The 22,365-nt window shown below is 63.4% G+C and carries 23 protein-coding genes; 5 read left to right on the top strand and 18 right to left on the bottom strand.

The annotated features are described in order from the left end of the window. Positions 1-188 precede the first annotated feature (188 nt). Entirely contained in the window at positions 189-941 is a 753-nt protein-coding gene (locus tag AC56QX_RS06890; RefSeq protein ID WP_497114696.1) for a sulfite exporter TauE/SafE family protein, read from the top strand. On the opposite strand, the gene trmD is transcribed toward AC56QX_RS06890, so the two are convergent. Beyond that, positions 923-1,621, bottom strand: a complete 699-nt coding sequence (gene trmD / locus AC56QX_RS06885) for a tRNA (guanosine(37)-N1)-methyltransferase TrmD (RefSeq protein WP_497114694.1) — start codon at positions 1,619-1,621, stop codon at positions 923-925. The two genes, AC56QX_RS06890 and trmD, sit on opposite strands and share 19 nt — an antisense overlap. Next, positions 1,618-2,217, bottom strand: a complete 600-nt coding sequence (gene rimM, locus AC56QX_RS06880; RefSeq protein ID WP_497114692.1) for a ribosome maturation factor RimM — start codon at positions 2,215-2,217, stop codon at positions 1,618-1,620. The genes trmD and rimM overlap by 4 nt, the downstream gene beginning before the upstream one ends. Positions 2,218-2,337: 120 nt before the next feature. Here rimM and AC56QX_RS06875 point away from each other — a divergent pair, with 120 nt between their 5' ends. Together AC56QX_RS06875 and AC56QX_RS06870 are read left to right on the top strand one after the other, a co-directional pair. Continuing rightward, the gene (locus AC56QX_RS06875; RefSeq protein ID WP_497114690.1) at positions 2,338-3,276 is read left to right on the top strand and encodes a tyrosine recombinase XerC; all 939 of its coding nucleotides are present in this window, start codon (positions 2,338-2,340) and stop codon (positions 3,274-3,276) included. 62 nt (positions 3,277-3,338) lie between these two features. Continuing rightward, positions 3,339-4,409: a TraB/GumN family protein gene (locus AC56QX_RS06870; protein WP_497114688.1), complete on the top strand. Its 1,071-nt coding sequence runs from the start codon at positions 3,339-3,341 to the stop codon at positions 4,407-4,409. A gap of 3 nt (positions 4,410-4,412) precedes the next feature. Here the strand turns inward: AC56QX_RS06870 and AC56QX_RS06865 are convergent, their stop codons facing one another. The 13 genes from AC56QX_RS06865 to mdh all read right to left on the bottom strand — a co-directional run bounded on the left by AC56QX_RS06865 (position 4,413) and on the right by mdh (position 17,587). Further along, a complete protein-coding gene (locus tag AC56QX_RS06865) occupies positions 4,413-5,180 on the bottom strand; it encodes a DUF2867 domain-containing protein (protein ID WP_497114686.1) in 768 nt (255 codons plus the stop codon). A gap of 89 nt (positions 5,181-5,269) precedes the next feature. Next, positions 5,270-5,614 carry a hypothetical protein gene (locus AC56QX_RS06860; protein ID WP_497114683.1) on the bottom strand — a complete coding sequence of 115 codons (345 nt, stop codon included), beginning with the start codon at positions 5,612-5,614 and terminating at the stop codon, positions 5,270-5,272. 162 nt (positions 5,615-5,776) lie between these two features. Further along, a complete protein-coding gene (gene lpdA, locus AC56QX_RS06855) occupies positions 5,777-7,183 on the bottom strand; it encodes a dihydrolipoyl dehydrogenase (RefSeq protein ID WP_497114681.1) in 1,407 nt (468 codons plus the stop codon). 23 nt (positions 7,184-7,206) lie between these two features. Then, on the bottom strand, positions 7,207-7,962 hold the full coding sequence (locus AC56QX_RS06850; RefSeq protein ID WP_497114678.1) for an SDR family oxidoreductase: 756 nt from the start codon (positions 7,960-7,962) through the stop codon (positions 7,207-7,209). Further along, positions 7,959-8,417, bottom strand: a complete 459-nt coding sequence (locus AC56QX_RS06845; RefSeq protein ID WP_497117698.1) for a hypothetical protein — start codon at positions 8,415-8,417, stop codon at positions 7,959-7,961. Before AC56QX_RS06845 ends, AC56QX_RS06850 begins: the two co-directional genes overlap by 4 nt. Before the next feature lie 119 nt (positions 8,418-8,536). Then, positions 8,537-9,814, bottom strand: coding sequence for a 2-oxoglutarate dehydrogenase complex dihydrolipoyllysine-residue succinyltransferase (gene odhB, locus AC56QX_RS06840; RefSeq protein WP_497114675.1), 1,278 nt, complete (start codon positions 9,812-9,814; stop codon positions 8,537-8,539). A gap of 45 nt (positions 9,815-9,859) precedes the next feature. Then, positions 9,860-12,847: a 2-oxoglutarate dehydrogenase E1 component gene (locus tag AC56QX_RS06835; protein ID WP_497114672.1), complete on the bottom strand. Its 2,988-nt coding sequence runs from the start codon at positions 12,845-12,847 to the stop codon at positions 9,860-9,862. A 136-nt stretch (positions 12,848-12,983) separates the two neighbouring features. After that, complete coding sequence (sucD, locus tag AC56QX_RS06830) at positions 12,984-13,886, bottom strand: succinate--CoA ligase subunit alpha (protein WP_027042853.1); 903 nt, start codon at positions 13,884-13,886, stop codon at positions 12,984-12,986. A gap of 12 nt (positions 13,887-13,898) precedes the next feature. Next, entirely contained in the window at positions 13,899-14,396 is a 498-nt protein-coding gene (locus tag AC56QX_RS06825; RefSeq protein ID WP_497114669.1) for a DUF1579 family protein, read from the bottom strand. Positions 14,397-14,399: 3 nt separating this feature from the next. Continuing rightward, the gene (locus AC56QX_RS06820) at positions 14,400-14,771 is read right to left on the bottom strand and encodes a cupin domain-containing protein (protein WP_497114666.1); all 372 of its coding nucleotides are present in this window, start codon (positions 14,769-14,771) and stop codon (positions 14,400-14,402) included. A gap of 43 nt (positions 14,772-14,814) precedes the next feature. Then, positions 14,815-15,372: a hypothetical protein gene (locus AC56QX_RS06815; RefSeq protein WP_497114663.1), complete on the bottom strand. Its 558-nt coding sequence runs from the start codon at positions 15,370-15,372 to the stop codon at positions 14,815-14,817. 4 nt (positions 15,373-15,376) lie between these two features. Beyond that, a complete protein-coding gene (gene sucC, locus AC56QX_RS06810; protein WP_497114660.1) occupies positions 15,377-16,570 on the bottom strand; it encodes an ADP-forming succinate--CoA ligase subunit beta in 1,194 nt (397 codons plus the stop codon). 48 nt (positions 16,571-16,618) lie between these two features. After that, positions 16,619-17,587, bottom strand: a complete 969-nt coding sequence (mdh, locus tag AC56QX_RS06805; protein ID WP_477224384.1) for a malate dehydrogenase — start codon at positions 17,585-17,587, stop codon at positions 16,619-16,621. A 281-nt stretch (positions 17,588-17,868) separates the two neighbouring features. On the opposite strand from mdh, the gene AC56QX_RS06800 reads away from it, so the two are divergent. Then, positions 17,869-18,240 carry a GNAT family N-acetyltransferase gene (locus tag AC56QX_RS06800; RefSeq protein WP_497114657.1) on the top strand — a complete coding sequence of 124 codons (372 nt, stop codon included), beginning with the start codon at positions 17,869-17,871 and terminating at the stop codon, positions 18,238-18,240. Positions 18,241-18,284: 44 nt separating this feature from the next. After that, complete coding sequence (locus AC56QX_RS06795; protein ID WP_497114655.1) at positions 18,285-18,623, top strand: hypothetical protein; 339 nt, start codon at positions 18,285-18,287, stop codon at positions 18,621-18,623. A gap of 5 nt (positions 18,624-18,628) precedes the next feature. On the opposite strand, the gene zapE is transcribed toward AC56QX_RS06795, so the two are convergent. The 3 genes from zapE to AC56QX_RS06780 form a co-directional block, all read right to left on the bottom strand. After that, on the bottom strand, positions 18,629-19,846 hold the full coding sequence (gene zapE, locus AC56QX_RS06790) for a cell division protein ZapE (RefSeq protein WP_497114652.1): 1,218 nt from the start codon (positions 19,844-19,846) through the stop codon (positions 18,629-18,631). A 186-nt stretch (positions 19,847-20,032) separates the two neighbouring features. After that, positions 20,033-20,572 carry a protease inhibitor Inh/omp19 family protein gene (locus AC56QX_RS06785; protein ID WP_497114649.1) on the bottom strand — a complete coding sequence of 180 codons (540 nt, stop codon included), beginning with the start codon at positions 20,570-20,572 and terminating at the stop codon, positions 20,033-20,035. Positions 20,573-20,786: 214 nt separating this feature from the next. Beyond that, positions 20,787-22,211 carry a hypothetical protein gene (locus tag AC56QX_RS06780; protein ID WP_497114647.1) on the bottom strand — a complete coding sequence of 475 codons (1,425 nt, stop codon included), beginning with the start codon at positions 22,209-22,211 and terminating at the stop codon, positions 20,787-20,789. Positions 22,212-22,365: the final 154 nt, after the last annotated feature.

Raw genomic sequence — 22,365 nt, 5'->3', positions numbered from 1 at the left:
TTGTTGACGGGTCCGGCAGATTCTTCTTCCGGTTCGGCGGGCACATACAGCTATTTCAGCGCTTTGTCACGCCCGCGCAGGAGTCTTTTTTGCCGGCATGGCACCATCGTAATCGCTTCATGCCGGGTTGCGCCGCTCCCTGGGGCTTTCTAAGCCTGACATAACACAGTTTTCCGTGGCGGCATTGCATGTCTGTTTTCGACGCCATCCTGCTGTTCCTGGCAGGCTTTCTGTCCGGCGCCGCCAACGCGGTCGCCGGCGGTGGCACCTTCATCACTTTCGGCGCCATGACACTGGTCGGCGTGCCGCCGATCGTCGCCAACGCCACCTCCTCTGTCACGCAATTCCCCGGCTACATCACCTCGACATTGGCCTATTGGGACGACATCAGGCATTTCTGGCGCGGCGCCCTTCTTCTTTGCCTGATCTCGGCAATCGGTGCACTGGCCGGCGCGCTGATCCTGCTGGCGCTCGACAACCCATCCTTCCGCGTCCTGGTGCCGTGGCTGCTGTTGGGTGCGACCGCGCTGTTTGCCGCCGGGCCGTGGCTGAAACCAGAGCCAAAACCGGGGCACGAGGCATCGGTCGGCTCGCTCGCCGGTTCGCTGGCGCAGTTCGTCACCGCCATCTATGGCGGCTTCTTCGGCGCCGGCATGGGCGTGATGATGCTGGCGACGCTCGGCCTGACACAGGCCGGCGACTACCATCGGCTGAACGCGCTGAAGAACATGCTGGCCGTCGTCATTGCGGCTGTCGCCATCATCGTCTTCGTCTCGGGCGGCGTCGTCGCCTGGCCGCAGGCGATCATCATGATCCCGGGCGGCGCGCTCGGCGGCTACGCCGGCGTGTGGATTGCCAAGCGCGTGCCGCAGAATGTGGTGCGCGGATTCGTCATCGCCGTCGGCCTGTTTCTGGCTTTCTATTATTTCGGGAAGGGCTGAGCAGCGAACAGGTCGGGCCGCCGCTCTTTGGTCAGCCTCTCAGACTGCTCCCGACGCCATGCAGCGATCTTCTTGTGATTGCCCGAAATCAGCACATCGGGAATCTCCCGGCCCTCGAACTCCTGCGGCCTTGTATAGTGCGGATGCTCGAGCAGCCCATTCTCAAAGCTCTCTTCCTGGCCGGACACCGCGTTGCCCATGACGCCGGGCAACAGTCGCACCACCGCGTCGAGCAGCACCAGCGCCGCCGGCTCGCCGCCCGACAGGATGAAATCGCCGATCGAGACTTCCTCCAATCCCCGCGCGTCGATCACCCGCTGATCGACACCTTCGAAGCGACCGCACAGGATGACGGCACCCAGCCCGGCGGCGAGTTCGCGCACGCGCGCCTGGGTCAGCGGTTTTCCGCGCGGGCTCATCAAAAGACGCGGACGCGCATCGCCCGCCGGCGAAGCATGGTCGATCGCCCTGGCCAGCACATCGGCGCGCATCACCATGCCGGCGCCACCGCCGGCCGGCGTGTCATCGACGGTGCGGTGCTTGTCGGTGGCAAAATCGCGGATCTGGATCGCCTCCAGCGTCCAGGTGCCGGCCTCAAGCGCGCGGCCCGCCAGCGACAGGCCGAGCGCGCCGGGAAACATCTCGGGATAGAGCGTCAGCACGCTAGCCGAGAAACTCACCGGTTGCCTCCGGCGTCGCGCGGTCCGCGCGGCCTGCCCTTCGGGTCGAAATCGTCGTCGCGTGGCGCGTCACCATCCTCGTCCTCGACAAGTCCGGCCGCCACAGGGTCGACACGGACAAACCCGTCGGCGATCGACACTTGAGGCACGGCGGCCTGCGTGAACGGGATCAGCACGCCCTTGCGGCCGGCAAGCGTCACGTCGAGAATGTCGCCGCCGCCGAAATTATGCACCGCGACCACCTTGCCAAGCGCGGTGCCGGTATCGTCCCGAACCTCCAGTCCAACGAGGTCGGCATGGTAGAATTCATCCTCCTCGCCATCGTCGGGCAGCATCGACCGGTCGACGAACAGTTCGGTGCCGGCGAGTGCCTCGGCGGCATTGCGGTCAGCAATGCCTTTGAAGCGCACCACGACAACCGTGTTGGCGGGACGGATGTCGATGATCTGGAAGACGCGGCCGTCCCTGGCATAGAGCGGCCCATAATCGGCCAGCGCCAGCGGCTCGCCGGTGAAGGTCTTCACCCTGAGTTCGCCCTTGATGCCATGGGCGGCGCCGATCACGGCCATCTGGACGGGGTTTTGCGGCTTGCTCATGGCATGAAATCCTTTGGCTTTGCTCTAACCCCAGCCCGGCATCATTTCAATGATCGCCCCTTGTCATTTCAATGGCGGGCTCTTCACCGCTTCCTAACCCGAATACCCGAAAATGGCGCCATGCAGGAATTCCTCATCCCGGCGAAACCCGATCTCCAGGCGGCGCGTGAAAGCTGGCTGAAGATGCTCGCGCGTGAACGTCGCCTGTCACCCGCAACCGTCGAGGCCTATGAGCGCGATACGCGCCAGTTCCTGCATTTCCTCACCGGCCATTGCGGCGGCTCGCCCGGCATTTCGGACATCGCCAATCTGCGCCCGGCCGATCTCCGCGGCTTTCTCGCCGCCCGCCGCAACGCCGGCGCCGGCGCCCGCACGCTTGGCCGCGGGCTGGCCGGCATCCGCTCGCTGCTGCGTTTTCTCGAGCGGCGCGGTCTTGCCAATGCGGCTGGTGCCGCAGCACTTCGCGCGCCGCGCCAGCCCAAATCGCTGCCAAAACCGCTGACGGCGAGCGACGCCAAACAGGTCGTATCGGTTGAAGGCCAACTGGCCGAAGAGCCCTGGATCGCCGCCCGCAATGCCGCCGTGCTGACGCTGCTCTACGGCTCTGGCCTGCGCATTTCGGAAGCGCTCGGCCTCGCCGGCGCCGATCTGGCCTCGGAGGCCGACACCGTGCTGCGCGTCACCGGCAAGGGCGGCAAAACGCGGCTCGTGCCGGTGCTGCCGGTGGCGCTGCGGGCAATCGCCGCATATCGCCGGCTCTGCCCCTACCATCTCGATCCGAAGGGCCTGTTGTTTCGCGGCGCCCGCGGCGGCCCGCTCAACCCCGCCATCATCCAGCGCGACATGGCCAAGCTGCGCTCGGCGCTCAACCTGCCGGACACCGCGACGCCGCACGCGCTGCGCCATTCCTTCGCCACGCATCTGCTGGGACGTGGCGGCGATCTGCGCACCATCCAGGAATTGCTTGGCCACGCCAGCCTGTCGACGACGCAGATCTACACCGGCGTCGACACCGCAAGGCTGCTCGAAATCTACGAATCGGCGCATCCGAGGGCGTGAAGCCTTCAATTTCGCGGTACCAATTAACCGTTTTGCCGCTTTTCGGTCCTAGGAATAGGATCATGAAACGTGTCATCGCCATCGCCGACCGTGCAGCTTCCCTGTCGCTGAAGCTGCTTGTTGCACTCAACGTGCTGTTTTTCCTGTCCTTTCTTGCCGTCCTTTTGTTCGCGGCCGGCAGGGCGCATGCTGAAGTCCCGACCTGCAGCGGCGCCGACATGCTGTCGGCCCTGCAGACGAGCAGCCCCGCCACCTACAGCAAGATCGAGGCGGAAGCCGCCGCCACGCTGAATGGCAAGGGCCTGTTGTGGAAGCTGGAAAAATCAGGCGAACAGCCATCCTACCTGTTCGGCACCATGCACATGACCGACCCGCGCGTCACCACGCTGACGCCGGAAGCTCAGAAGGCCTTTGACGCCGCCGGCACCCTCATCATCGAAACCACCGATGTGCTCGACAAGCAGAAGATGATGACGGCAATGCTGAAAGAGCCGGACCTGATGATGTTCACCGACTCCACGACGCTGTCGTCCTTGCTGAAGCCGGACGAAGCAGCGGCGATGAATGCGGCACTCGACGCGCGCGGCATCCCGCCGGCAACCGTCGCCAAGATGAAGCCGTGGATGCTGTCTGCCATGATGGCGCTTCCGGCTTGCGAACTCGCCCGCCAGTCCGGCGGGGCGCCGGTGCTCGACGTCAAGCTGGCCGAGAGTGCCAAGGCCGCCGGCAAGTCGGTTGAGGGATTGGAGACGGCCGAGAGCCAGTTGCGAGCCATGGCCTCGCTGCCGCTCGCCTTTCACATGAAGGGCCTGGTCGACACGCTGAAGCTGGGCGACAAGGTCAACGACATCAACGAAACCATGATCATACTCTACCAGCGCGGCGACACCGGCATGTTCTGGCCGCTGTTCCGCGCCGCCATGCCCGAAGAGCAGAACGATCCCGCCGGCTATGCCGCCTTCGAGGAAACCATGATCACCAGCCGCAACAAGGTGATGGTCGATCATGCCGAGCCGATCCTGGCCAAGGGCAACGCCTTCATGGCGGTCGGCGCCCTGCACCTTCCTGGTCCGCAGGGACTGGTCGAGGATTTCCGCAAGGCCGGCTACACTGTCACGGCAGTGGGGTTTTAACCCCTATCTGATCAAGACCTGAGCCAGCATCGCCGGAGCGATGATCCGGTGAAACGGCATGATGATGGCAAGATACGTCCGCCCAAGCAGATTGTGTGTCTTCACGATCGTCGACACAGCCACCTGCTGCCGGCCCGCGCCGAGGTCGTCCACCTCCACCAGGAGGCGGAAATCGAGATGCCGGTCGTCCAGGCCAAGGACGACCCTGCCTTGTGCCTGGCTGATGAGCGGAAAGATGCCAATCCTGCTTTCCGGCGGCGTGTCGGGTTCCGCCCCCGCTTTCAGCCCAAATGGCCTCACGGCGAGATTGCGCAGCTGCGTAAGCCGGCCGACCCATCGCGGTGACCGCCCCAGAACACGTTCGGCCGCGCCAATGGCGGTCAGGGCAAGACCATCGGTTGTTAGCACGTATCGGTCGGCGAACTGAGCGCCGGCAAGAGCGCTCTCGGGATCGGGGAAAGTCTGTGCAGTGGGTGTCATACCGGCAACTCCCTCACAACCAACGATAGCATCGGTTGGCTCGGCTCGCTGCGTGGCGAAACGCCGCCGCCCGGCGAGGCACTCGAAATCAAGCTGGCGGAAGGGCCACCTTCCCGGTCCCGCGGGACTGGTGAGGATTTCCGCAAAGCCGGCTATACTGTCATCGCCGTCAATTGAGTCGGATGGCACCGGGGGGAGCAAAACGCCGCGTTTCCGGCGGTTTCCTTCGCTAGCGTGAAACCCATTCAACGGTTGCGCGTTGATGGCTGTTGATTGATCATTTTCATCCACGGAGGACACTTTTATGGCGAATCCATCGAACGACACTCCCAGGCCAAGCGGCGGGGGCGGCAGCCCCTGGCTGATTGCGCTGGTCGTCGTTATCCTGGCGATTGTCGCGTATTACGTTTTCGGCAGAAGCGGCGAACATCCGGCACCCGCCGAGCCGCCAGCGGCCAGCACACCGGCCCCGGCGCCAGCGCCGGCAGAACCGATGAAGCCAGCCGAACCGGCCAAGCCAGCCGAACCAGCACCGGCTCCTGCGCCTGCGCCCGCTCCGGCACCTGCGCCCGCACCGGCACCGGCTCCTGCGCCAGCACCGGCTCCTGCCCCGGCCAACTGATCGGCGCGACATCGAATACGAACGGCCCGCTGAAAGGCGGGCCGTTTTGTTTTGGGCGATGGCACCGCGGTTCGTCATCCTCGGGCTTGACCCGAGGATCCATGCCGCGACATCAACCAAGGAATGCAGCGGAGCAGAACTCTGGACCGCCGCGACGCTCTGAAGTCACGGCATGGATCCCTTGGGCTGCGGAGCAGCTCCAGGGGTCTGCGCCGCGTCGCTTCGCTCCTTGCTCCGCCATGGGATGACGAAGCGTTGGGCGCCTTTAAATGTGGATCGGCTTGAAGAACGTGGCCAGCGCCGCTTCCTTCACCGCTTCCGACATTGTCGGATGCGCGTGGGTGGTGCGGGCAAGGTCCTCCGACGAACCGCCGAACTCCATCAGCACCGCCGCCTCGTGGATCATCTCGCCGGCGCCGAAGCCGACGATGTGCACGCCAAGCACCCGGTCGCTCGCCTTGTCGGCGAGGATCTTCACGAAGCCGTCCGTGTGCAGCATGGCGCGTGCCCGGCCATTGGCGCTGAACGGGAATTTTCCGACCTTGTAGTCGACACCGGCCTTCTTCAGCTCTTCCTCGGTCTTGCCGACCGAGGCGATTTCCGGGCTGGTGTAGACGACGCTCGGAATGACATCGTAATTCACATGGCCGGCCTGGCCGGCGATGGTTTCGGCGACAGCAACGCCCTCGTCCTCTGCCTTGTGCGCCAGCATCGGCCCGGCGATGACATCGCCGATGGCATAGATGCCGGGCACGTTGGTCTTGAGATGAGCGTCGGTCTTGACCCGGCCGCGCTCGTCGACTTCGACACCTGCTTCCTTCAGCCCGAGAGTGTCGGAATAGGCGCGGCGGCCGGTGGCGATCAGCACGACATCGGCGGCGATGGTTTCAGCCGCACCACCCTTCACCGGCTCGAAGGTGACGGTGGCGCCCTTCTTGGCCTTGGCCACGCCTGTCACCTTGGCGCCGAGCTTGAACTCGAAGCCTTGCTTGGAGAGCAGCCGCTGGAACTGTTTTGAGACCTCGCCGTCCATGCCGCCAAGGATGGTATCGAGGAACTCGACGACGGTGACCTTGGCGCCGAGCCGCGCCCAGACCGAGCCGAGTTCGAGTCCGATGACGCCGCCGCCGACCACCACCAGGTGGCCGGGAACCTTCTCCAACGACAGCGCGCCGGTCGACGACACAATGACCTTCTCGTCGATATCGACCTTGACGCCAGGAATGCCGGCGACATCCGAGCCGGTGGCGATGACGATGTTCTTGGTCTCGATCTCCTCGACCTTGCCGTCTTCGGAGGTGACCGAGACCTTGCCCGCCGCGACCACCTTGCCGGTGCCGCGGAAGGAGTCGATCTTGTTCTTCTTGAACAGGAAGGCGACGCCGTTGACGTTGGACGCCACCGTCGCATCCTTGTGCGCCATCATCTTCTTGAGGTTGAGCTTGGGTGCCGCGATCTCGACGCCGAGCGTGTCGAAGGAATGGCCGGCCTCGGCGAACATCTCGGAGGCGTAGAGCAGCGCCTTGGACGGGATGCAGCCGATGTTGAGGCAGGTGCCGCCGAAGGTGGCGTTCTTCTCGACCACCGCAACCTTCAGCCCAAGCTGCGCCGCCTTGATGGCGCAGACATAGCCGCCGGGTCCCGATCCGATGATAACGACGTCATAAGCCATGTTTGTTTCCCTTTGCTTGGCGCTCAGCGGCCGCCGCTGACATTCAGGATCGCGCCTGTCGTATAGGATGCGGCGTCGGATAGAAGATAGAGAATCGCTGCCGCGACTTCATCCGCGGTGCCCGCTCTTTTCATCGGCAGCGAGTCCTGGATCAGCGCCACTCGATCCGGCTGTCCGCCGGAGGCGTGGATATCGGTGTCGATGATGCCCGGCCGCACCGCATTGACGCGGATGCCTTCCGTCGCCACCTCGCGGGCAAGCCCGATGGTGAACGTGTCGATGGCGCCCTTGGACGCGGCATAGTCGACATAATTGTCCGGCGCGCCCAGCACGGCCGCCGCCGAGGAAAGGTTGACGATCGAACCGCCCGAACCGCCATGGCGCGTCGACATGCGCTTGACCGCCTCGCGGGCGCACAGGATGGAGCCGACGACATTGATGCGCATCATGCGTTCGAGCCGTGCCGCGCTCATCTCGTCGACACGCGCCTTGGCGTCGACGATGCCGGCATTGTTGACGAAGGCGTCGAGCCGGCCCCAGCTGCGGTCCACCGCCTCGAAAATGGCCAGGATATCGGCCTCGCGGCCGACATCGCCCTTGACCGCAAACGCTTCACCGCCGGCGGCCTTGATGTCGCCGACCAGCGCGTCAGCGGCAGCCTGGTTCGAGGCATAGTTGATTGCCAGGCGATAACCGGCCTTCGCCCCGAGCCGGCAGACGGCGGCGCCGATGCCGCGACTGCCGCCGGTGACCAGCAGCACCTTTTGCGCCTCGCTCATTCCTGGCATCCCTTCAGCGTAAACACATCCGACGGCACTTTCGAAAATCCGCTGCCGCCATAGGCCAGTGAATGTCGCAATGACGGCCCGAGGTCGGGAAGGATCAGTGTCTTCGGCGCATCGACACCTTCGGCCGGCAACAGCCCGATCGCGCCCTTGTCATCCGACGTATAGATCACACCGTTCCAAAGCGTGCAGGCGGCAAGTTCGCCGCCAGTGACGTCGCCCTCGGGGCATTTGTACATCAAGGAACCGTTCGGCCGCGCTTCACCCGAGCTCCACATCACAATGCCGTTCAGCACCACATTGTTGTCGAGGATCATGCGGAAACTGTTGGTGACAACAGCCGATGGGCCGGTCGGCGTAAAGTCGATCTCGCTGCCGCTTTGGGTATCGCCATAGACGGCAAGTTCGATCGGACAGGCGGCATATACGTTGGCCGCGGTCAGCACCATGCCGCCCGCGACGGTCGAGATCAAAACGTTCCTTGGAAGGCTAAAGGGACGAGTCGTCATCCTGCTGCGCAGATCCCTTCCTCCGGCTTGCAGTGTAAACTCCGGATCAGCACCAACCCCTAGAGATCGAGCACCAGCCGTTCCGGATCCTCCAGGCTTTCCTTGACGCGCACCAGGAAGGTCACCGCCTCCTTGCCGTCGACGATGCGATGATCGTAGCTCAGCGCCAGGTACATCATCGGCCGGATGACGATCTGGCCGCCGACCACGACCGGCCGGTCCTGGATCTTGTGCATGCCGAGAATGCCCGACTGCGGCGCGTTGAGGATTGGCGTCGACATCAGCGAGCCATAGACGCCGCCATTGGAAATCGTGAACGTGCCGCCTTGCATGTCGGCGACCGACAGCTTGCCGTCACGCGCGGCGATGCCCAGCCGGCCGATGTCCTTCTCGATCTCGGCGATCGACATCTGGTCGGCATCGCGCACGACCGGCACGACGAGACCTTTTTCCGTCCCGACAGCGACGCCGATATGGGCATAGTTCTTGAAGATGATGTCGGTGCCGTCGATCTCGGCATTGACCGAGGGGATTTCCTTCAACGCATGGGTGACAGCCTTGGTGAAGAAGCCCATGAAGCCGAGCTTCACGCCATGCTTCTTCTCGAACACGTCCTTGTACTTGGTCCGCAGCGCCATCACCGCTGACATGTCGACCTCGTTGAAGGTGGTCAGCATGGCGGCGGTCGACTGCGCTTCCTTGAGGCGGCGCGCGATGGTCTGGCGCAATTTGGTCATGCGCACGCGCTCTTCGCGCGAGGCGTCGTCACCCGAGGATGGCGCACGCACGGCAATCGGCGCAGGAGCAGCCTTCGGCGTCTCGGCCGGCTGCGACGGCGCGCCCTTGGAGATGGCATCGAGCACGTCGCCCTTCAGCACCTGGCCGCGCTTGCCGGAACCCGAAAGCTGGTCGACCGCGAGATTGTTCTCGGCGATCAGTTTCGCCGCCGCCGGCGCCGGCGGCATGCTGCGCGGCTCGACCGCGCCGGCATCGCCGGCAATCTTGGCGGTCTCGGCCGCGGCCTGCTTGGTGGTCGACGCCGCATCCGGCGACGAGGCCTGCGACACCGCTTGTGGCTTGGTCGCCGGGGCTGCGGCACCACCAGCCGAAATCGAGCCCAGCAAAGCCCCGACAGCGACCGTCTCGCCTTCCTTGGCAACGATCTCGCCCAGCGTGCCGGCGGCGGCGGCAGGCACCTCCACCGTCACCTTGTCGGTTTCAAGTTCAACCAAGGGCTCGTCGACGGCAATGGCATCGCCGACCTTCTTGAACCATTTGCCGATGGTCGCTTCGGTGACGGATTCGCCGAGAGTGGGAACGCGGATTTCGGTAGCCATTGTGCCTGTCCGTTTCTTTCGTTCTGTTATTCGCCCAGATCTTCTCTATTCACCGAGCGCGTCTTCGAGCAAGGCGGCGAGCTGGGCGAGATGTTTCGACATCAGTCCGGTTGCCGGCGAGGCGGCAGCGGGACGGCCGGTGTAGCGCACCCGCTGATGCTTGGCGTCGATATGCGCCAGCACCCATTCCAGATACGGGTCGATGAACGACCAGGCGCCCATGTTCTTGGGCTCCTCCTGGCACCACACCATCTCGGCGTTGCGGAAACGTGACAGTTCGGTGATCAGCGCCTTGGCCGGGAATGGATAGAGCTGTTCGACGCGCAGCAGATAGATGTCGTTGATGCCGCGCTTCTCGCGCTCTTCGTAGAGGTCGTAATAGACCTTGCCCGAACACAGCACGACGCGGCGGATCTTCGAATCCTTGGTGAGCTTGATCGCCTGGTTGGGCAAGAGCTGGGCATCGTCCCACAAGAGCCGGTGGAACGAGCTTTCGCCCGAGATTTCCGGCAGCGTCGACACCGCCCGCTTGTGGCGCAGCAGCGACTTCGGCGTCATCAGGATCAGCGGCTTGCGGAAGTCGCGCTTCAGCTGCCGGCGCAAGATGTGGAAGTAGTTGGCCGGCGTCGTGCAGTTGGCCACTTGCATATTGTCTTCGGCGCAAAGCTGCAGGAAGCGCTCGAGCCGGGCCGAGGAATGCTCCGGGCCCTGGCCCTCATAGCCATGCGGCAACAGGCAAACGAGGCCCGACATTCTGAGCCACTTGCGTTCGCCAGACGAGATGAACTGGTCGAACACCACCTGGGCGCCGTTGGCGAAGTCGCCGAACTGCGCTTCCCACAGGGTCAGCGCCTTGGGTTCGGCGAGGCTGTAGCCATATTCGAAGCCCAGCACCGCCTCTTCTGACAGCATCGAGTTGATGACTTCGTAGCCGGCCTGTGCCGCCGACAGATTGTTAAGCGGGATGTAGCGGGTCTCGTCGCGCTGGTCGTAGAGCACGGAATGGCGCTGCGAGAAGGTGCCGCGTTCGGAATCCTGTCCCGACAGCCGGATCGGATTGCCGTCGAGCAGGATGGCGCCGAAAGCCAGCGCCTCGGCCGTCGACCAGTCGATGCCTTCGCCTGAGTCGATCGCCTCGCGGCGGTTTTCAAGGAAGCGGATGATCGTCTTGTGCGCCTCGAAGCCTTTCGGCACCTCGGTCAGCTTCTTGCCGATTTCCTTCAGCGTCTTGACCGGCACGGCGGTCTTGCCGCGCCTTTGTTCGTCCTGGTTGTCGGCCGTGCGCAGCCCCGACCAGGCGCCATCCAGCCAGTCGGCCTTGTTGGGCTTGTAGTGCTGGCCGACTTCCCACTCGGATTCCAGGTGCGCGCGCCAGTCGGCCTTCATCTGGTCGAGTTCGGCCTGGGTGATTTGGCCCTCGGCGATCAGCCGCTCGCCATAGATCTGCACCGTGGTCTTGTGGGTGCGGATGTTGCGATACATGATCGGCTGGGTGAAGGCCGGTTCGTCGCCCTCATTGTGGCCGAAGCGGCGATAGCAGAACATGTCGACCACAACAGGCTTGTGGAACTTCATGCGGAATTCTATCGCCACCTTGGTGGCATGCACCACGGCTTCCGGGTCGTCGCCATTGACGTGGAAGATCGGCGCCTCGATCATCTTGGCGACGTCGGACGGATAGGGCGACGAGCGCGAGAAGCGCGGATTGGTGGTGAAGCCGATCTGGTTGTTGATGATGAAGTGCAGCGTGCCGGCAACGCGATGGCCGCGCAGTCCCGACAGGCCGAGGATTTCGGCGATCACGCCCTGGCCGGCGAAGGCGGCGTCGCCGTGCAGCAGCAGCGGCAGCACCTTGGCCCGCTCCTCCAGCGGCACGATCTCCTCGCGGCCGCGGCCGAACAGATAGTCCTGCTTGGCGCGCGCCTTGCCCATCACCACCGGGTCGACGATTTCCAGATGCGACGGATTTGCGGTCAGCGACAGATGCACCTTGTTGCCGTCGAACTCGCGGTCCGACGAAGCGCCGAGATGGTACTTCACATCGCCCGAGCCCTCGACCTCGTCGGGAGCGGCCGAGCCGCCCTTGAACTCGTGGAAGATGGCGCGGTGCGGCTTGGCCATCACCTGGGACAGCACGTTCAGCCGGCCGCGATGCGCCATGCCGAGCACGATCTCCTTCATGCCGAGCTGGCCGCCGCGCTTGACGATCTGCTCCAGCGCCGGGATCAGCGCTTCACTGCCGTCGAGGCCGAAGCGCTTGGTGCCCTTGTACTTGACGTCGATGAACTGCTCGAAACCTTCCGCCTCGACCAGCTTCGAGAGGATCGCCTTCTTGCCGGTGGCGGTGAACGAGATCTCCTTGTCGGCGCCTTCGATGCGCGCCTGGATCCAGGCCTTTTCCTCAGGGTCCGAGATATGCATGAACTCGACGCCGAGCGTCGAGCAGTAGGTGCGGGTCAGGATTTCCAGCATCTGCCGGATGGAGCCGAATTCGAGCCCCAGCACATTGTCGAGGAAGATCGGCCGGTCGTAGTCGGCTTCGGTGAAGCCGTAATTCTCCGGTGACAACTCGTTGTAATCCTCGAGCGGCTTGGCGATGCCGAGCGGATCGAGATTGGCGTGCAGATGGCCACGCATGCGGTAGGCGCGGATCATCATGATGGCGCGCACCGAGTCGCGTGTCGCCTGGTGGACGTCGGCATCGGACAGCACGACACCGTTGGTGACCGCCTTGTCCTTGACCTTCTTTTCCAGATGCTTCTCGACGATGCCCCAATTGCCGTCGAGTGCCGAGACCAGCTCGCCATTGGCCTGCAGTGGCCAGGAGGGTTTTGCCCAGGATGCGCCCTTGGCGTTCCTGCGCACATCGCCGGCATCGTCCTTCAGCCCGGCGAAGAACTCCTGCCATTCGGGATTGACCGAGGCAGGATCGTCCTCATAGGCGGCATAGAGCGCGTCGATATAGTCGGCGTTGCCGCCATAGAGGAATGAGGTGAGCGAAAATTGGTCGTTGGCCTGATCTTGTCTTGCCATTTTTTGCCTGCGGAGCCTGGCTCCGTCTCCTTACGTTTGCGGCTGGGCCGCGATAGTGGGCGGTTCACCCGCCCCTCTTGTCCCCTCAAAGCCAACGAACCGTCGTTGGCTCTCATTCCAACAATCAGCGCGCGGTTCAGCCCTTGATGGCTTCAACCAGCGTCGTGCCCAGCCGTGCCGGCGACGGCGAAACTTTTATCCCGGCCGATTCCATCGCCGCGATCTTGTCCTCGGCGCCGCCCTTGCCGCCGGAGATGACCGCGCCCGCATGGCCCATGGTACGTCCGGCCGGCGCCGTGCGCCCGGCGATGAAGCCGGCCATCGGCTTCTTGCGGCCACGCTTGGCTTCGTCCTTGAGGAACTGTGCGGCGTCTTCCTCGGCCGAACCGCCGATCTCGCCGATCATGATGATCGACTTGGTCTCGTCGTCGGCGAGGAACATCTCGAGCACGTCGATGAATTCGGTGCCCTTGACGGGGTCGCCGCCAATGCCGACGGCGGTGGTCTGGCCGAGGCCGACATTGGTGGTCTGGAACACAGCCTCATAGGTAAGTGTTCCCGAGCGCGAAACAACGCCGACCGAGCCCTTGCGGAAGATGTTTCCAGGCATGATGCCGATCTTGCATTCGTTGGGGGTGAGCACGCCCGGGCAGTTCGGGCCGATCAGCCGCGAGGTCGATCGGTCGAGCCGCGCCTTGACCTTGATCATGTCCATCACCGGAATGCCTTCGGTGATGCAGATGATCAGCGGGATCTCGGCCTCGATGGCTTCCAGGATCGCTTCGGCAGCACCCGCCGGCGGTACATAGACGACGGAGGCGTTGGCGCCGGTCTTTTCCTTGCCCTCAGCGACGGTGGCGAAGATCGGCAGGCTCTCGCCCTTCGACCCGGTCCAGGTCTCGCCGCCCTTCTTGGGATGGATGCCACCCACCATCTTGGTGCCGTGATAGGCCAGCGCTTGTTCGGTGTGGAACGTGCCGGTCTTGCCGGTCAGGCCCTGCACCAGCACCTTGGTGTTCTTGTCGACGAGAATGGACATCGGAGCCCTTTTCTAAAAACTGTTGATCGAGGAAGGCGAGACGCGCTTGTAGACGCCGCTCACCATGTCTTGCCAGGCATCGCTGCCGGCAGGTTTGAAATGCAATCGCATGCGGTAGATATCGGCATCGTCAAAAAAATACGTCACGCGCGCCGACCCGCGCGGCGACGACCGCTCCAGAACCAACTCGCTGCCGTTCCAACTGCCCGTGGCCGGCGAAACCGGCACAAAGCCCATCGAATCGAACTGATGCATGGTGACGACGCTGTTCTGCTGGTCGAAGCCGAACACGCTGTGCGCGCCGAACGAGACCGTGCCGTCGCGGCGCTGGCGATAGCGCTGCACCACGAACAGGCCGCCGAACTGAGCCTCCGCCAGCACTTCGGAAGTCGCCGTGCCGCCATCGGCCCATTGTGTGTCCGCTACCTCTTCCTCGCCGCGCCACGCGCCGACCAGCGCCTGCAGGCGCTGGTGATCGGCCGAGAGCGAGGAGAAGGATGCAGCGTTCATGGATCAGAGCCGCTTCAGGTCGGTGACGGTGAGGTCGCTCTTGGCGTTGCCGGTGTTGAGCGTCGTCGCCGGTTCGAACATCAGCACCACGGGCTCCGCGGTCAGCGAGCGCGGCCGGTGCTCGACACCACGCGGTACGACGATGAAATCGCCCTCGCCGAGCTCGACCGGACCGTCGCGGAAATCGATGGCGATGCGCCCGCGCAGCACGAGGAAGGCTTCGTCCTCATTGTCATGCGCGTGCCAGTCGAAAGCCTCGCCGAACTTGGCGACCTTGGCCTGGCTGTCATTGACGTCGCCGGCGATATGCGGATCGAAGACCTTCTTGATCTTCGCGTCCGCCGCCTCGACGAGGTTTATCTTGCGCGGAGGCATGGGCTCGTTCCTGCGTTCGCAATTACGGGGGCTTCAACGCGGCTCATTGTTGACCAACCGTATGGTTTAGAGAGTTCCGGCTAAACCGAAAGGCACCGCTGTAGTTCTCGCCGACCGGTTGATCGCCGATCGTCCACACAAGACGACACTTTCCCTTGAATTCAGCTGAAACCAGGCAGTCTTTGGCCGCAAAATACCGAAGGTAGATCTGGTCTCCTGCGTCAGGGAAAACCTCCTCTCTTGGCACTTCAATCAAGCCCTGCGATTGCACGTAGTTGTAAAACGTCGACATGTGCGCAGTGCTACCAAAAACCTCGCAAACACCGACGAACCTTTTTTCGTCAGGTCTCTCCGACCTCAATATGACCAAGGGGGCCGAGAGGCTTTTCGAGCGATCTCGATTCAAGGTTTTCACGCCGAAATCATCTGAACGGATCGAAAACCCGTTCTCCAGCGCAAACTCTTCGCTTTTCGCAAGATCACCATCAGAGCTGACGCAAATTTTCTCATAGAGTACGACTGCATCTGAAATATCTTCTGCTTGCGACGGAACGGCCAGGCAGCCGAAACCGAGTACACACAGAAGACGGCTGGGTTGCATCCGCTCAGCCCTTCACCGCCGCCACGATCTTCTTGGCTGCGTCGTCGAGATCATCCGCTGACACGACGTTGAGGCCGCTGTCGTTGATGATCTTCTTGCCGAGCTCGGCGTTCGTACCTTCCAGGCGCACCACCAGCGGCACCTCTAGCCCGACTTCCTTGACCGCGGCGATGACGCCCTCGGCGATGATGTCGCACTTCATGATGCCGCCGAAGATGTTGATCAGGATGCCTTTGACCGCCGGATCCTTGGTGATGATCTTGAACGCCGCCGTCACCTTCTCCTTCGACGCGCCGCCGCCGACATCGAGGAAATTGGCCGGCTCGGCGCCATAGAGCTTGATGATGTCCATCGTCGCCATGGCCGGGCCGGCGCCGTTGACCATGCAGCCGATATTGCCGTCGAGCGCGACATAGGCGAGGTCGTATTTCGATGCCTCGATTTCCTTCTCGTCCTCTTCGGTGGTGTCGCGCAGTTCGAGCACGTCCGGGTGGCGGAACAGCGCGTTGTTGTCGAACGACACCTTGGCGTCGAGCACGCGCAGCCGGCCGTTCTTCATGACGATCAGCGGGTTGACCTCGAGCAGGCTCATGTCTTTATCGACAAAGGCCTTGTAGAGGATCGGGAACAGGGTGTTGCCGTCCTTGGCCGCGTCGCCGTCGAGTTTCAGCGCGCCGTTGAGCGCCTTCAGATCGGCTGATGTCACGCCCTTTTCCGGGTCGATGGCGACGGTGATGATCTTTTCCGGCGTGTCATGGGCGACAGCCTCGATGTCCATGCCGCCTTCGGTCGAGACGACGAAGGCAACACGGCCGACCGAACGGTCGACCAGGATCGACAGATAGAGCTCGCGCTCGATGTCGGCGCCGTCCTCGATGTAGAGGCGGTTGACTTGCTTGCCGGCCGGGCCGGTCTGCTTGGTCACCAGCGTGTGGCCGAGCATCTCGTTGGCGTTGGCGACAACGTCGGCGACCGACTTCGCCAGCCGCACGCCGCCCTTGGCGTCGGGGCCGAGTTCAGTGAATTTGCCCTTGCCGCGGCCGCCGGCATGGATCTGGCTCTTCACCACATAGAGCGGACCGGGCAGCGCCTTGGCGGCAGCTTCGGCCTCGCTTGCCTTGAACACCGGTACGCCTTCGGCCACCGGCGCGCCAAAGCTCTTCAGCAGCGCCTTGCCTTGATATTCATGGATGTTCATTGGGAACGATCTCCAGGTCTTTTTTGCCGGGTTGTCTTTTACCGGGGTTCACTTCGAGGCGAGCTGCGGCGCGATCTTGACGCAGGCCTCGGTCAGGCCCTGCACGGTCGCCACCGAACTGTCGAACATCTTCTGCTCGGCCTTGTTGAGGTCGATCTCGATGATGCGCTCGACACCGCCGGCACCGATCACCACGGGCACGCCGACATAGGTGCCCTTGACGCCATACTGGCCGGAGAGGTGGGCAGCACACGGCAGCACGCGCTTCTTGTCCTTGAGATAGGCTTCGGCCATCTGGATCGCCGAGGCGGCCGGCGCGTAATAGGCCGAGCCGGTCTTGAGCAGGCCGACGATCTCGGCGCCGCCATCACGGGTGCGCTGCACGATCTGGTCGAGCTTCTCCTTCGAGGTCCAGCCCATCTTGACGAGGTCGGGCAGCGGAATGCCCGACACCGTCGAATAGCGGATCATCGGCACCATCGAATCGCCGTGGCCGCCAAGCACAAAGGCGGTGACGTCCTCGACCGAGACTTTGAATTCCTCGGCTAGGAAATAGCGGAAGCGCGCGCTGTCGAGCACGCCGGCCATGCCCACGACATGGGTCTTGGGCAGGCCGGAAAACTTCTGCAGCGCCCACACCATGGCGTCGAGCGGGTTGGTGATGCAGATGACGAACGCCTTCGGCGCGTACTTCTTGAGACCGGCGCCGACCTGTTCCATGACCTTGAGGTTGATGCCGAGCAGATCGTCACGGCTCATGCCCGGCTTGCGCGGCACGCCGGCGGTGACGATGCAGACATCGGCACCCTCGATGCCGGCGTAGTCGTTGACGCCGGTCAGACGCGAGTCAAAACCATCGACCGGCGACGACTGCGCGATATCGAGCCCCTTGCCTTGCGGAATGCCCTCGGCAATATCGAACAGCACCACGTCGCCGAGGTCCTTGAGGCCGATCATGTGGGCGAGCGTACCGCCGATCATGCCCGAGCCGATAAGCGCTATCTTGTTGCGTGCCATGTGAGGATGTTTTCCCTTTGTCTGTGACTGCGCCCAAATCTTTGACGACTTGATGACGGCGTCGAGGAAGAGGCCGGAATGCAGCGGAAACCCGCGAGATTTCGCCGCACCCAATAGCCCCGGTGCAAGATAAATTCAAACGATTATTTTGGGGTGAGCATTTTCAATCGGTTAGATGGTTTGGGATTTACGTAAACGTCAAAGTTTGTAAGCCGACTTGCCTGACACTACACAATTAGGGTGGCAATCAGAAGGCTTGAAGAGCCAATGACGCCCTTGTGATGCGGGTCGCCGACGATGTGTTGGACGAGCCCGCCAGGCCGGGTCGATTGCCAGCCTATCTCAGACAGCCAGGCCATTTCATGATCGTGGCCTTGGCTGACGGTCTGGTTGTCGGACAATGCGCGGCGGTGATCCACCGCCATCCCGACAAGGTTGCGGAACTCTACATCGACGAGGTCGGCGTATCGCCCGCCTTCCAACGCCAGGGCATTGCGCGAAAGATGCTCGACGCGATGTTCGCGATCGGCAGGGAGCATGGCTGCGAAGAGGCCTGGGTCGGCACCGAGCATGGCAACGTCCCGGCCCGCGCGCTTTATGAGTCGCGCGATTCGGTGGCCGAGCCGTTCGTGATGTATGTTTACAGGCTCTAGATCATTGCTGTTCGCTTAGCGGCCACGACAACAAGGAGTTAGCCATGACCGAAACAGAACCGCTCATTCTGCGTCGCTGGTCGTCCGTCATCCGCACGCGGGACCGCGCTGCCTATGCCGCCTATGTCGGGAGAACAGGGGGCCTTGATTACGCGGCCACGACAGGCAATCGCGGCTTCCAGATGCTTATGCGTGATCGTGGCGACGACACGACGGAGATCGTGACCTTGAGCTGGTGGACATCAATGGACGCCGTGCGAGGCTTTGCCGGCGACGCACCGGAACTGGCCCGCTACTACCCGGAAGATGACCGCTATCTCTTGGAGAAATCCGAATTCGTCGATCACTACACAGTTGTTGCCGGCAGTTTGCCAACCGCCTGAAGGGTTCAGGCCGTGGCGACGGGAGGCTCGCCGTGCCGGCCTTCCGGTTTGTTCGCCTTCGCCTTCCGCCGCTCCGCCCAGTCCTCCAGCCAGTCGCGGCTCTGCATCTCGATCAGGCGCGACGCGGTGCGTTCGAACTCGAACACTTCGACGCCGCGCTTGGCCACATAAAGCTCTTGCGGCGGCGCCTCCGCGCTCACCACCAGCCGCACGTGATGATCGTAAAGCGTGTCGATCAACAGGATGAAGCGCTTGGCCTCGTTGCGCTTGCCTTCGCCCAGCACCGGGACGTGATCGATGAAGACCGTCGAAAAACGCCCGGCGATGGCCAGGAAATCGCGCGCGCCGAGCGGCTTTTCGCAGAGATCGGCGAAGGTGAACCGCGCCGCGTCGCCGGCGGCGGCCGGGACCACCACTTGCCTTCCCTTCAGCGTCAGCGACGTCGCTTCTGTCGGCGCGCCGCGCGTCATCGTCCGCCAGGCCTCGTCGAGCGCCCGGTCGGCTGCCGCGTCCGCCGGCATGACATAGACCGGCGTGCGGGCGAGCTTTTCCAGCCGGTAATCCTTGTCGCTGTCGAGCGACAGCACCTGCGCGTGCCGTTCCAATATGCTGATGAACGGCAGGAACAGCTGGCGGTTCAGCCCGTCGCGATAGAGATCTTCCGGCGCCACGTTCGAGGTTGCGACAAGCACGACGCCATTGGTGAACAACGCCGAAAACAGCCGCGACAGGATCATCGCGTCGGCGATGTCGGTGACCGAGAACTCGTCGAAGCACAGCACCCAGGCCTGTTCGGCCAGAGCCTTGGCCACCGGCGGGATCGGATCGTCTTCCTTGACGTCGCCATTCTTGCGCGCCAGCCGGTGCTTCTGGATGCGGTCCTGCACGTCGGCCATGAAGTCGTTGAAATGGACGCGGCGCTTGCGCCGGACCGGCAGCAGCTCGAAGAACATGTCCATCAGCATGGTCTTGCCGCGGCCGACGCCGCCATGGATGTAGAGGCCCTTGACGAGATCCCGCGTCTCGCGCTTGCGGGCGAACAGCCAGCCCAGCGCACTGGATTTGTGCGCCAGCCGTTTTGCCGAGATTTCCGAAGTCAGCCGGTCGAGCGCTGCCGCGACGCGTTCCTGCGCCGCATCGCGTTCGATCGCGCCCGTGTCCACCAGATGGTCGTAGCGCTGCCTGACGGTCGCATGGGTCTGGAGGCCGTCACGCAGATGCATCGGTCACGTCGTTTGTTCAGAGCAGGATGCTCCGGGGGACTAGGTGTGTCGAGATTCAGGTCAGGCCGAGCCGAGAATGGCGGCTTTCGAGAACCGGAGCGGAGCGTACTTAAAGTACGTGAGCACCGGAAGCGCAGGAAGCTGTCCTTCGCAGGCCGGCATCACCTGAATATCGACATATCTAGCTTATCTTGTAAGCGAAATCGGCTGCCCGCTGGAAGTCTGGCCGTCGAATTTCGAGCCGCCCGAGGAATAGAGCCGCGCCAGCGAGCCGCCATTCTCGTCGTAAAGCGTCAGCTGCTTGCCGGCGACGTTCCACGACTTGATGCCGTCGATCGGGGCCGGGCAATGCAGCGGCCCGGCGCGGAAGCCGGCGCCGAACTTGGTCTGCGGTGTCGCAATCTTGCAGCTCTGGCCGGAAACGCTGGCGTTCCAGACGCCGGCGACGCTTGCCGCGCTAAGATCCGAGGCGCCGGCGGGCGCCGAGCCGTCCGGCGGCAAGGACGCAACCTGCGTATTTGCCGGCGCGGTCGGGAACTGCGATGGGTCGGTGGTGCCGGGCGAGGCCGGCGGCGGCAACTGATTCGAGCTTACCTGGCCGGCAGGCGCCGGCTGCAATGGCGCCGGCTGCTGGTCGTCCATCGACGAGAAGCGTGAGGTCGAGCAGCCACTCGCAACGAGCGCCGCCAGCGATACGGCCACAAGGCCGTTTTTCGAAAAATTCATTCCAACCTCCGTCGGATCCGGCTGGGGGGACGCCGTCCGCGCAATCTCACCTCCACCAAGATGGAGAAGGTGGCGAAATTTCAACCTGATATGGTTAAAATAGGGTTTGCGGCAAGAATTGTTGCAAATTTATCGCAATACCTGCGGCCAAAGGCCTGCGCCCAAGCGCTCGGGCAACCCTGCGGGCGGGCCAATTGCCGATTCCTGCGCTGGGCTAGCGCGGATCGAACCGGTAGAGCGGTTGCGAAAGCGCTGGAGACCGCAGGAGGTCGACGCATCGGCGGTCCAGCGCGAGCGCCAAATCATGAGCCCGCGGCACTGCCGCCTTCCAGTCGCCGGCGGTTTTCAGCAAGGCCAGTGCATCTGAAGGGCGGTCGGCAGCGATCATGAGCTCTGCCGCGACGATGTGATCTTCCGGAGCGATGGTTTCGCCGGCCTTGAGCTTGACGGCCAATCCGACCCACTTTTCCCAGGGGAAAGCCACGGCGATCTGTCGCGGGTGAGGTGGCGGTTCCGACCCACCGCCTTGCATGAAAGGCGCCAACGTAAACCGCGCCACCGCCCTTTCGGCGAAAGACTCGGCCGTCTCGCCCTGCATTTCGGAGACTGCAAGGCCAGCCAGGATATTCACCCGGTTTCTAATGCCGAGAACATAGTCCAGCCCATCGAGCATGGCTGCCGTGACGGCATCGGGATTGTTGATCGGGTCGAAGTGTTTCGCGGCAATCCGCGCGTTGAGGCCCGCCGCCACCGTGATGCCGACGCGCAGGTCACCGCTGTAGTTTATCACCGGCAGCAGCATCGCGGTTTGCGGAGCATCGGCAACAAGCCGCCCGATCGCCCGCAGAACCGGGCCCATATCATTCTTGCCGTCGATCGCCTGGACCTCTGCTGGCTGTTTGGAAATATCGAACGAAGGACGAAGATCGGCCGCGTAGAGCGCGGCGCGTATGAACTGCCCACGGTCGTCCTTGTTGGAAAGCATGGTGGCTGGAAGGCGATCGAGGGTGGAAACGAAGTCGGCAAGATTGTCCTCCAACGCCCGCACATCGAGGGCCAGCCGCCAAAGGCCTGCATCTTCCGCCCTTTTGGCAAGACGCGACTTTGCCTCATCATCGAGGTCGGCCAATGCCTGCGCAATCCCCGCCACGGCTGCCGACGCATTGTAGGTGTCGGATGTCTGCCAGCGCGCCAGTTCGCCCAGCAGCCAGTCGCCGCCATCCTCGGTGACGAGCGCGCGCCAAGCGGAGGGGCCAAGCTGGGGAACGATCGACTTCGCATTGGGCTGCGGCTGCATGCCGGCAATCATCGCCGCCCGATCCGCTGTTTGGGCATAGGCGAACCTCAGTTCGGCAATGCGCTGCGGCGGATGGCTGCGTTTTTCCAAGTCAGCCAGAAGCGCCGAGCCCTCGGCATAGCTGAGATCGCCATAGCGTATCTTCAGATACGCGGCGTCGTCCCCGAACCGATCGCGCCAGAAATTCGGGAACTGCGCCGGTTCGGCCAGCAGAAAATCGGCCGCCGCCATGATAACCGGCGCGTGGCTGCAGGTGCCGGGCTTGTCTTGCCGTGTCTGCGCCGCGGCCATCGACGACATCGACGCGGTTGCGATGATCACCAGAATTGCCAGCCGCCGCATGGCGAGAACCTCCTTGCGCCTGGCGATGGTACACCGAAAGTTGCAGCCGTCACAGCGCGCGGCCTGCTGCCCATGCGCCGCGACCTTGGAATTCCGGAAAGCAATGCTTGCGCCAACCGACGCAGAACCTATGTCAAGGAGCCGAAACCGCCGG

It is taken from the genome of Mesorhizobium sp. RCAM 06353, assembly GCF_059683585.1.
This window is presented reverse-complemented; position numbering and strand designations above follow the sequence as displayed.

Coding starts and splice junctions, on each gene's coding strand:
- AC56QX_RS06800 (WP_497114657.1), top strand. CDS start 17,869: ATGCGGGTCGCCGACGATGTGTTGGACGAGCCCGCCAGGCCGGGTCGA.
- mdh (WP_477224384.1), bottom strand. CDS start 17,587: ATGGCACGCAACAAGATAGCGCTTATCGGCTCGGGCATGATCGGCGGT.
- AC56QX_RS06870 (WP_497114688.1), top strand. CDS start 3,339: ATGAAACGTGTCATCGCCATCGCCGACCGTGCAGCTTCCCTGTCGCTG.
- sucD (WP_027042853.1), bottom strand. CDS start 13,886: ATGTCCATTCTCGTCGACAAGAACACCAAGGTGCTGGTGCAGGGCCTG.
- AC56QX_RS06815 (WP_497114663.1), bottom strand. CDS start 15,372: ATGCAACCCAGCCGTCTTCTGTGTGTACTCGGTTTCGGCTGCCTGGCC.
- AC56QX_RS06860 (WP_497114683.1), bottom strand. CDS start 5,614: ATGGATCCTCGGGTCAAGCCCGAGGATGACGAACCGCGGTGCCATCGC.
- AC56QX_RS06890 (WP_497114696.1), top strand. CDS start 189: ATGTCTGTTTTCGACGCCATCCTGCTGTTCCTGGCAGGCTTTCTGTCC.
- AC56QX_RS06845 (WP_497117698.1), bottom strand. CDS start 8,417: ATGGTGCTGACCGCGGCCAACGTATATGCCGCCTGTCCGATCGAACTT.
- AC56QX_RS06820 (WP_497114666.1), bottom strand. CDS start 14,771: ATGCCTCCGCGCAAGATAAACCTCGTCGAGGCGGCGGACGCGAAGATC.
- AC56QX_RS06835 (WP_497114672.1), bottom strand. CDS start 12,847: ATGGCAAGACAAGATCAGGCCAACGACCAATTTTCGCTCACCTCATTC.
- AC56QX_RS06875 (WP_497114690.1), top strand. CDS start 2,338: ATGCAGGAATTCCTCATCCCGGCGAAACCCGATCTCCAGGCGGCGCGT.
- AC56QX_RS06825 (WP_497114669.1), bottom strand. CDS start 14,396: ATGAACGCTGCATCCTTCTCCTCGCTCTCGGCCGATCACCAGCGCCTG.
- AC56QX_RS06850 (WP_497114678.1), bottom strand. CDS start 7,962: ATGAGCGAGGCGCAAAAGGTGCTGCTGGTCACCGGCGGCAGTCGCGGC.
- zapE (WP_497114652.1), bottom strand. CDS start 19,846: ATGCATCTGCGTGACGGCCTCCAGACCCATGCGACCGTCAGGCAGCGC.
- AC56QX_RS06785 (WP_497114649.1), bottom strand. CDS start 20,572: ATGAATTTTTCGAAAAACGGCCTTGTGGCCGTATCGCTGGCGGCGCTC.
- lpdA (WP_497114681.1), bottom strand. CDS start 7,183: ATGGCTTATGACGTCGTTATCATCGGATCGGGACCCGGCGGCTATGTC.
- sucC (WP_497114660.1), bottom strand. CDS start 16,570: ATGAACATCCATGAATATCAAGGCAAGGCGCTGCTGAAGAGCTTTGGC.
- rimM (WP_497114692.1), bottom strand. CDS start 2,217: ATGAGCAAGCCGCAAAACCCCGTCCAGATGGCCGTGATCGGCGCCGCC.
- AC56QX_RS06780 (WP_497114647.1), bottom strand. CDS start 22,211: ATGCGGCGGCTGGCAATTCTGGTGATCATCGCAACCGCGTCGATGTCG.
- odhB (WP_497114675.1), bottom strand. CDS start 9,814: ATGGCTACCGAAATCCGCGTTCCCACTCTCGGCGAATCCGTCACCGAA.
- AC56QX_RS06795 (WP_497114655.1), top strand. CDS start 18,285: ATGACCGAAACAGAACCGCTCATTCTGCGTCGCTGGTCGTCCGTCATC.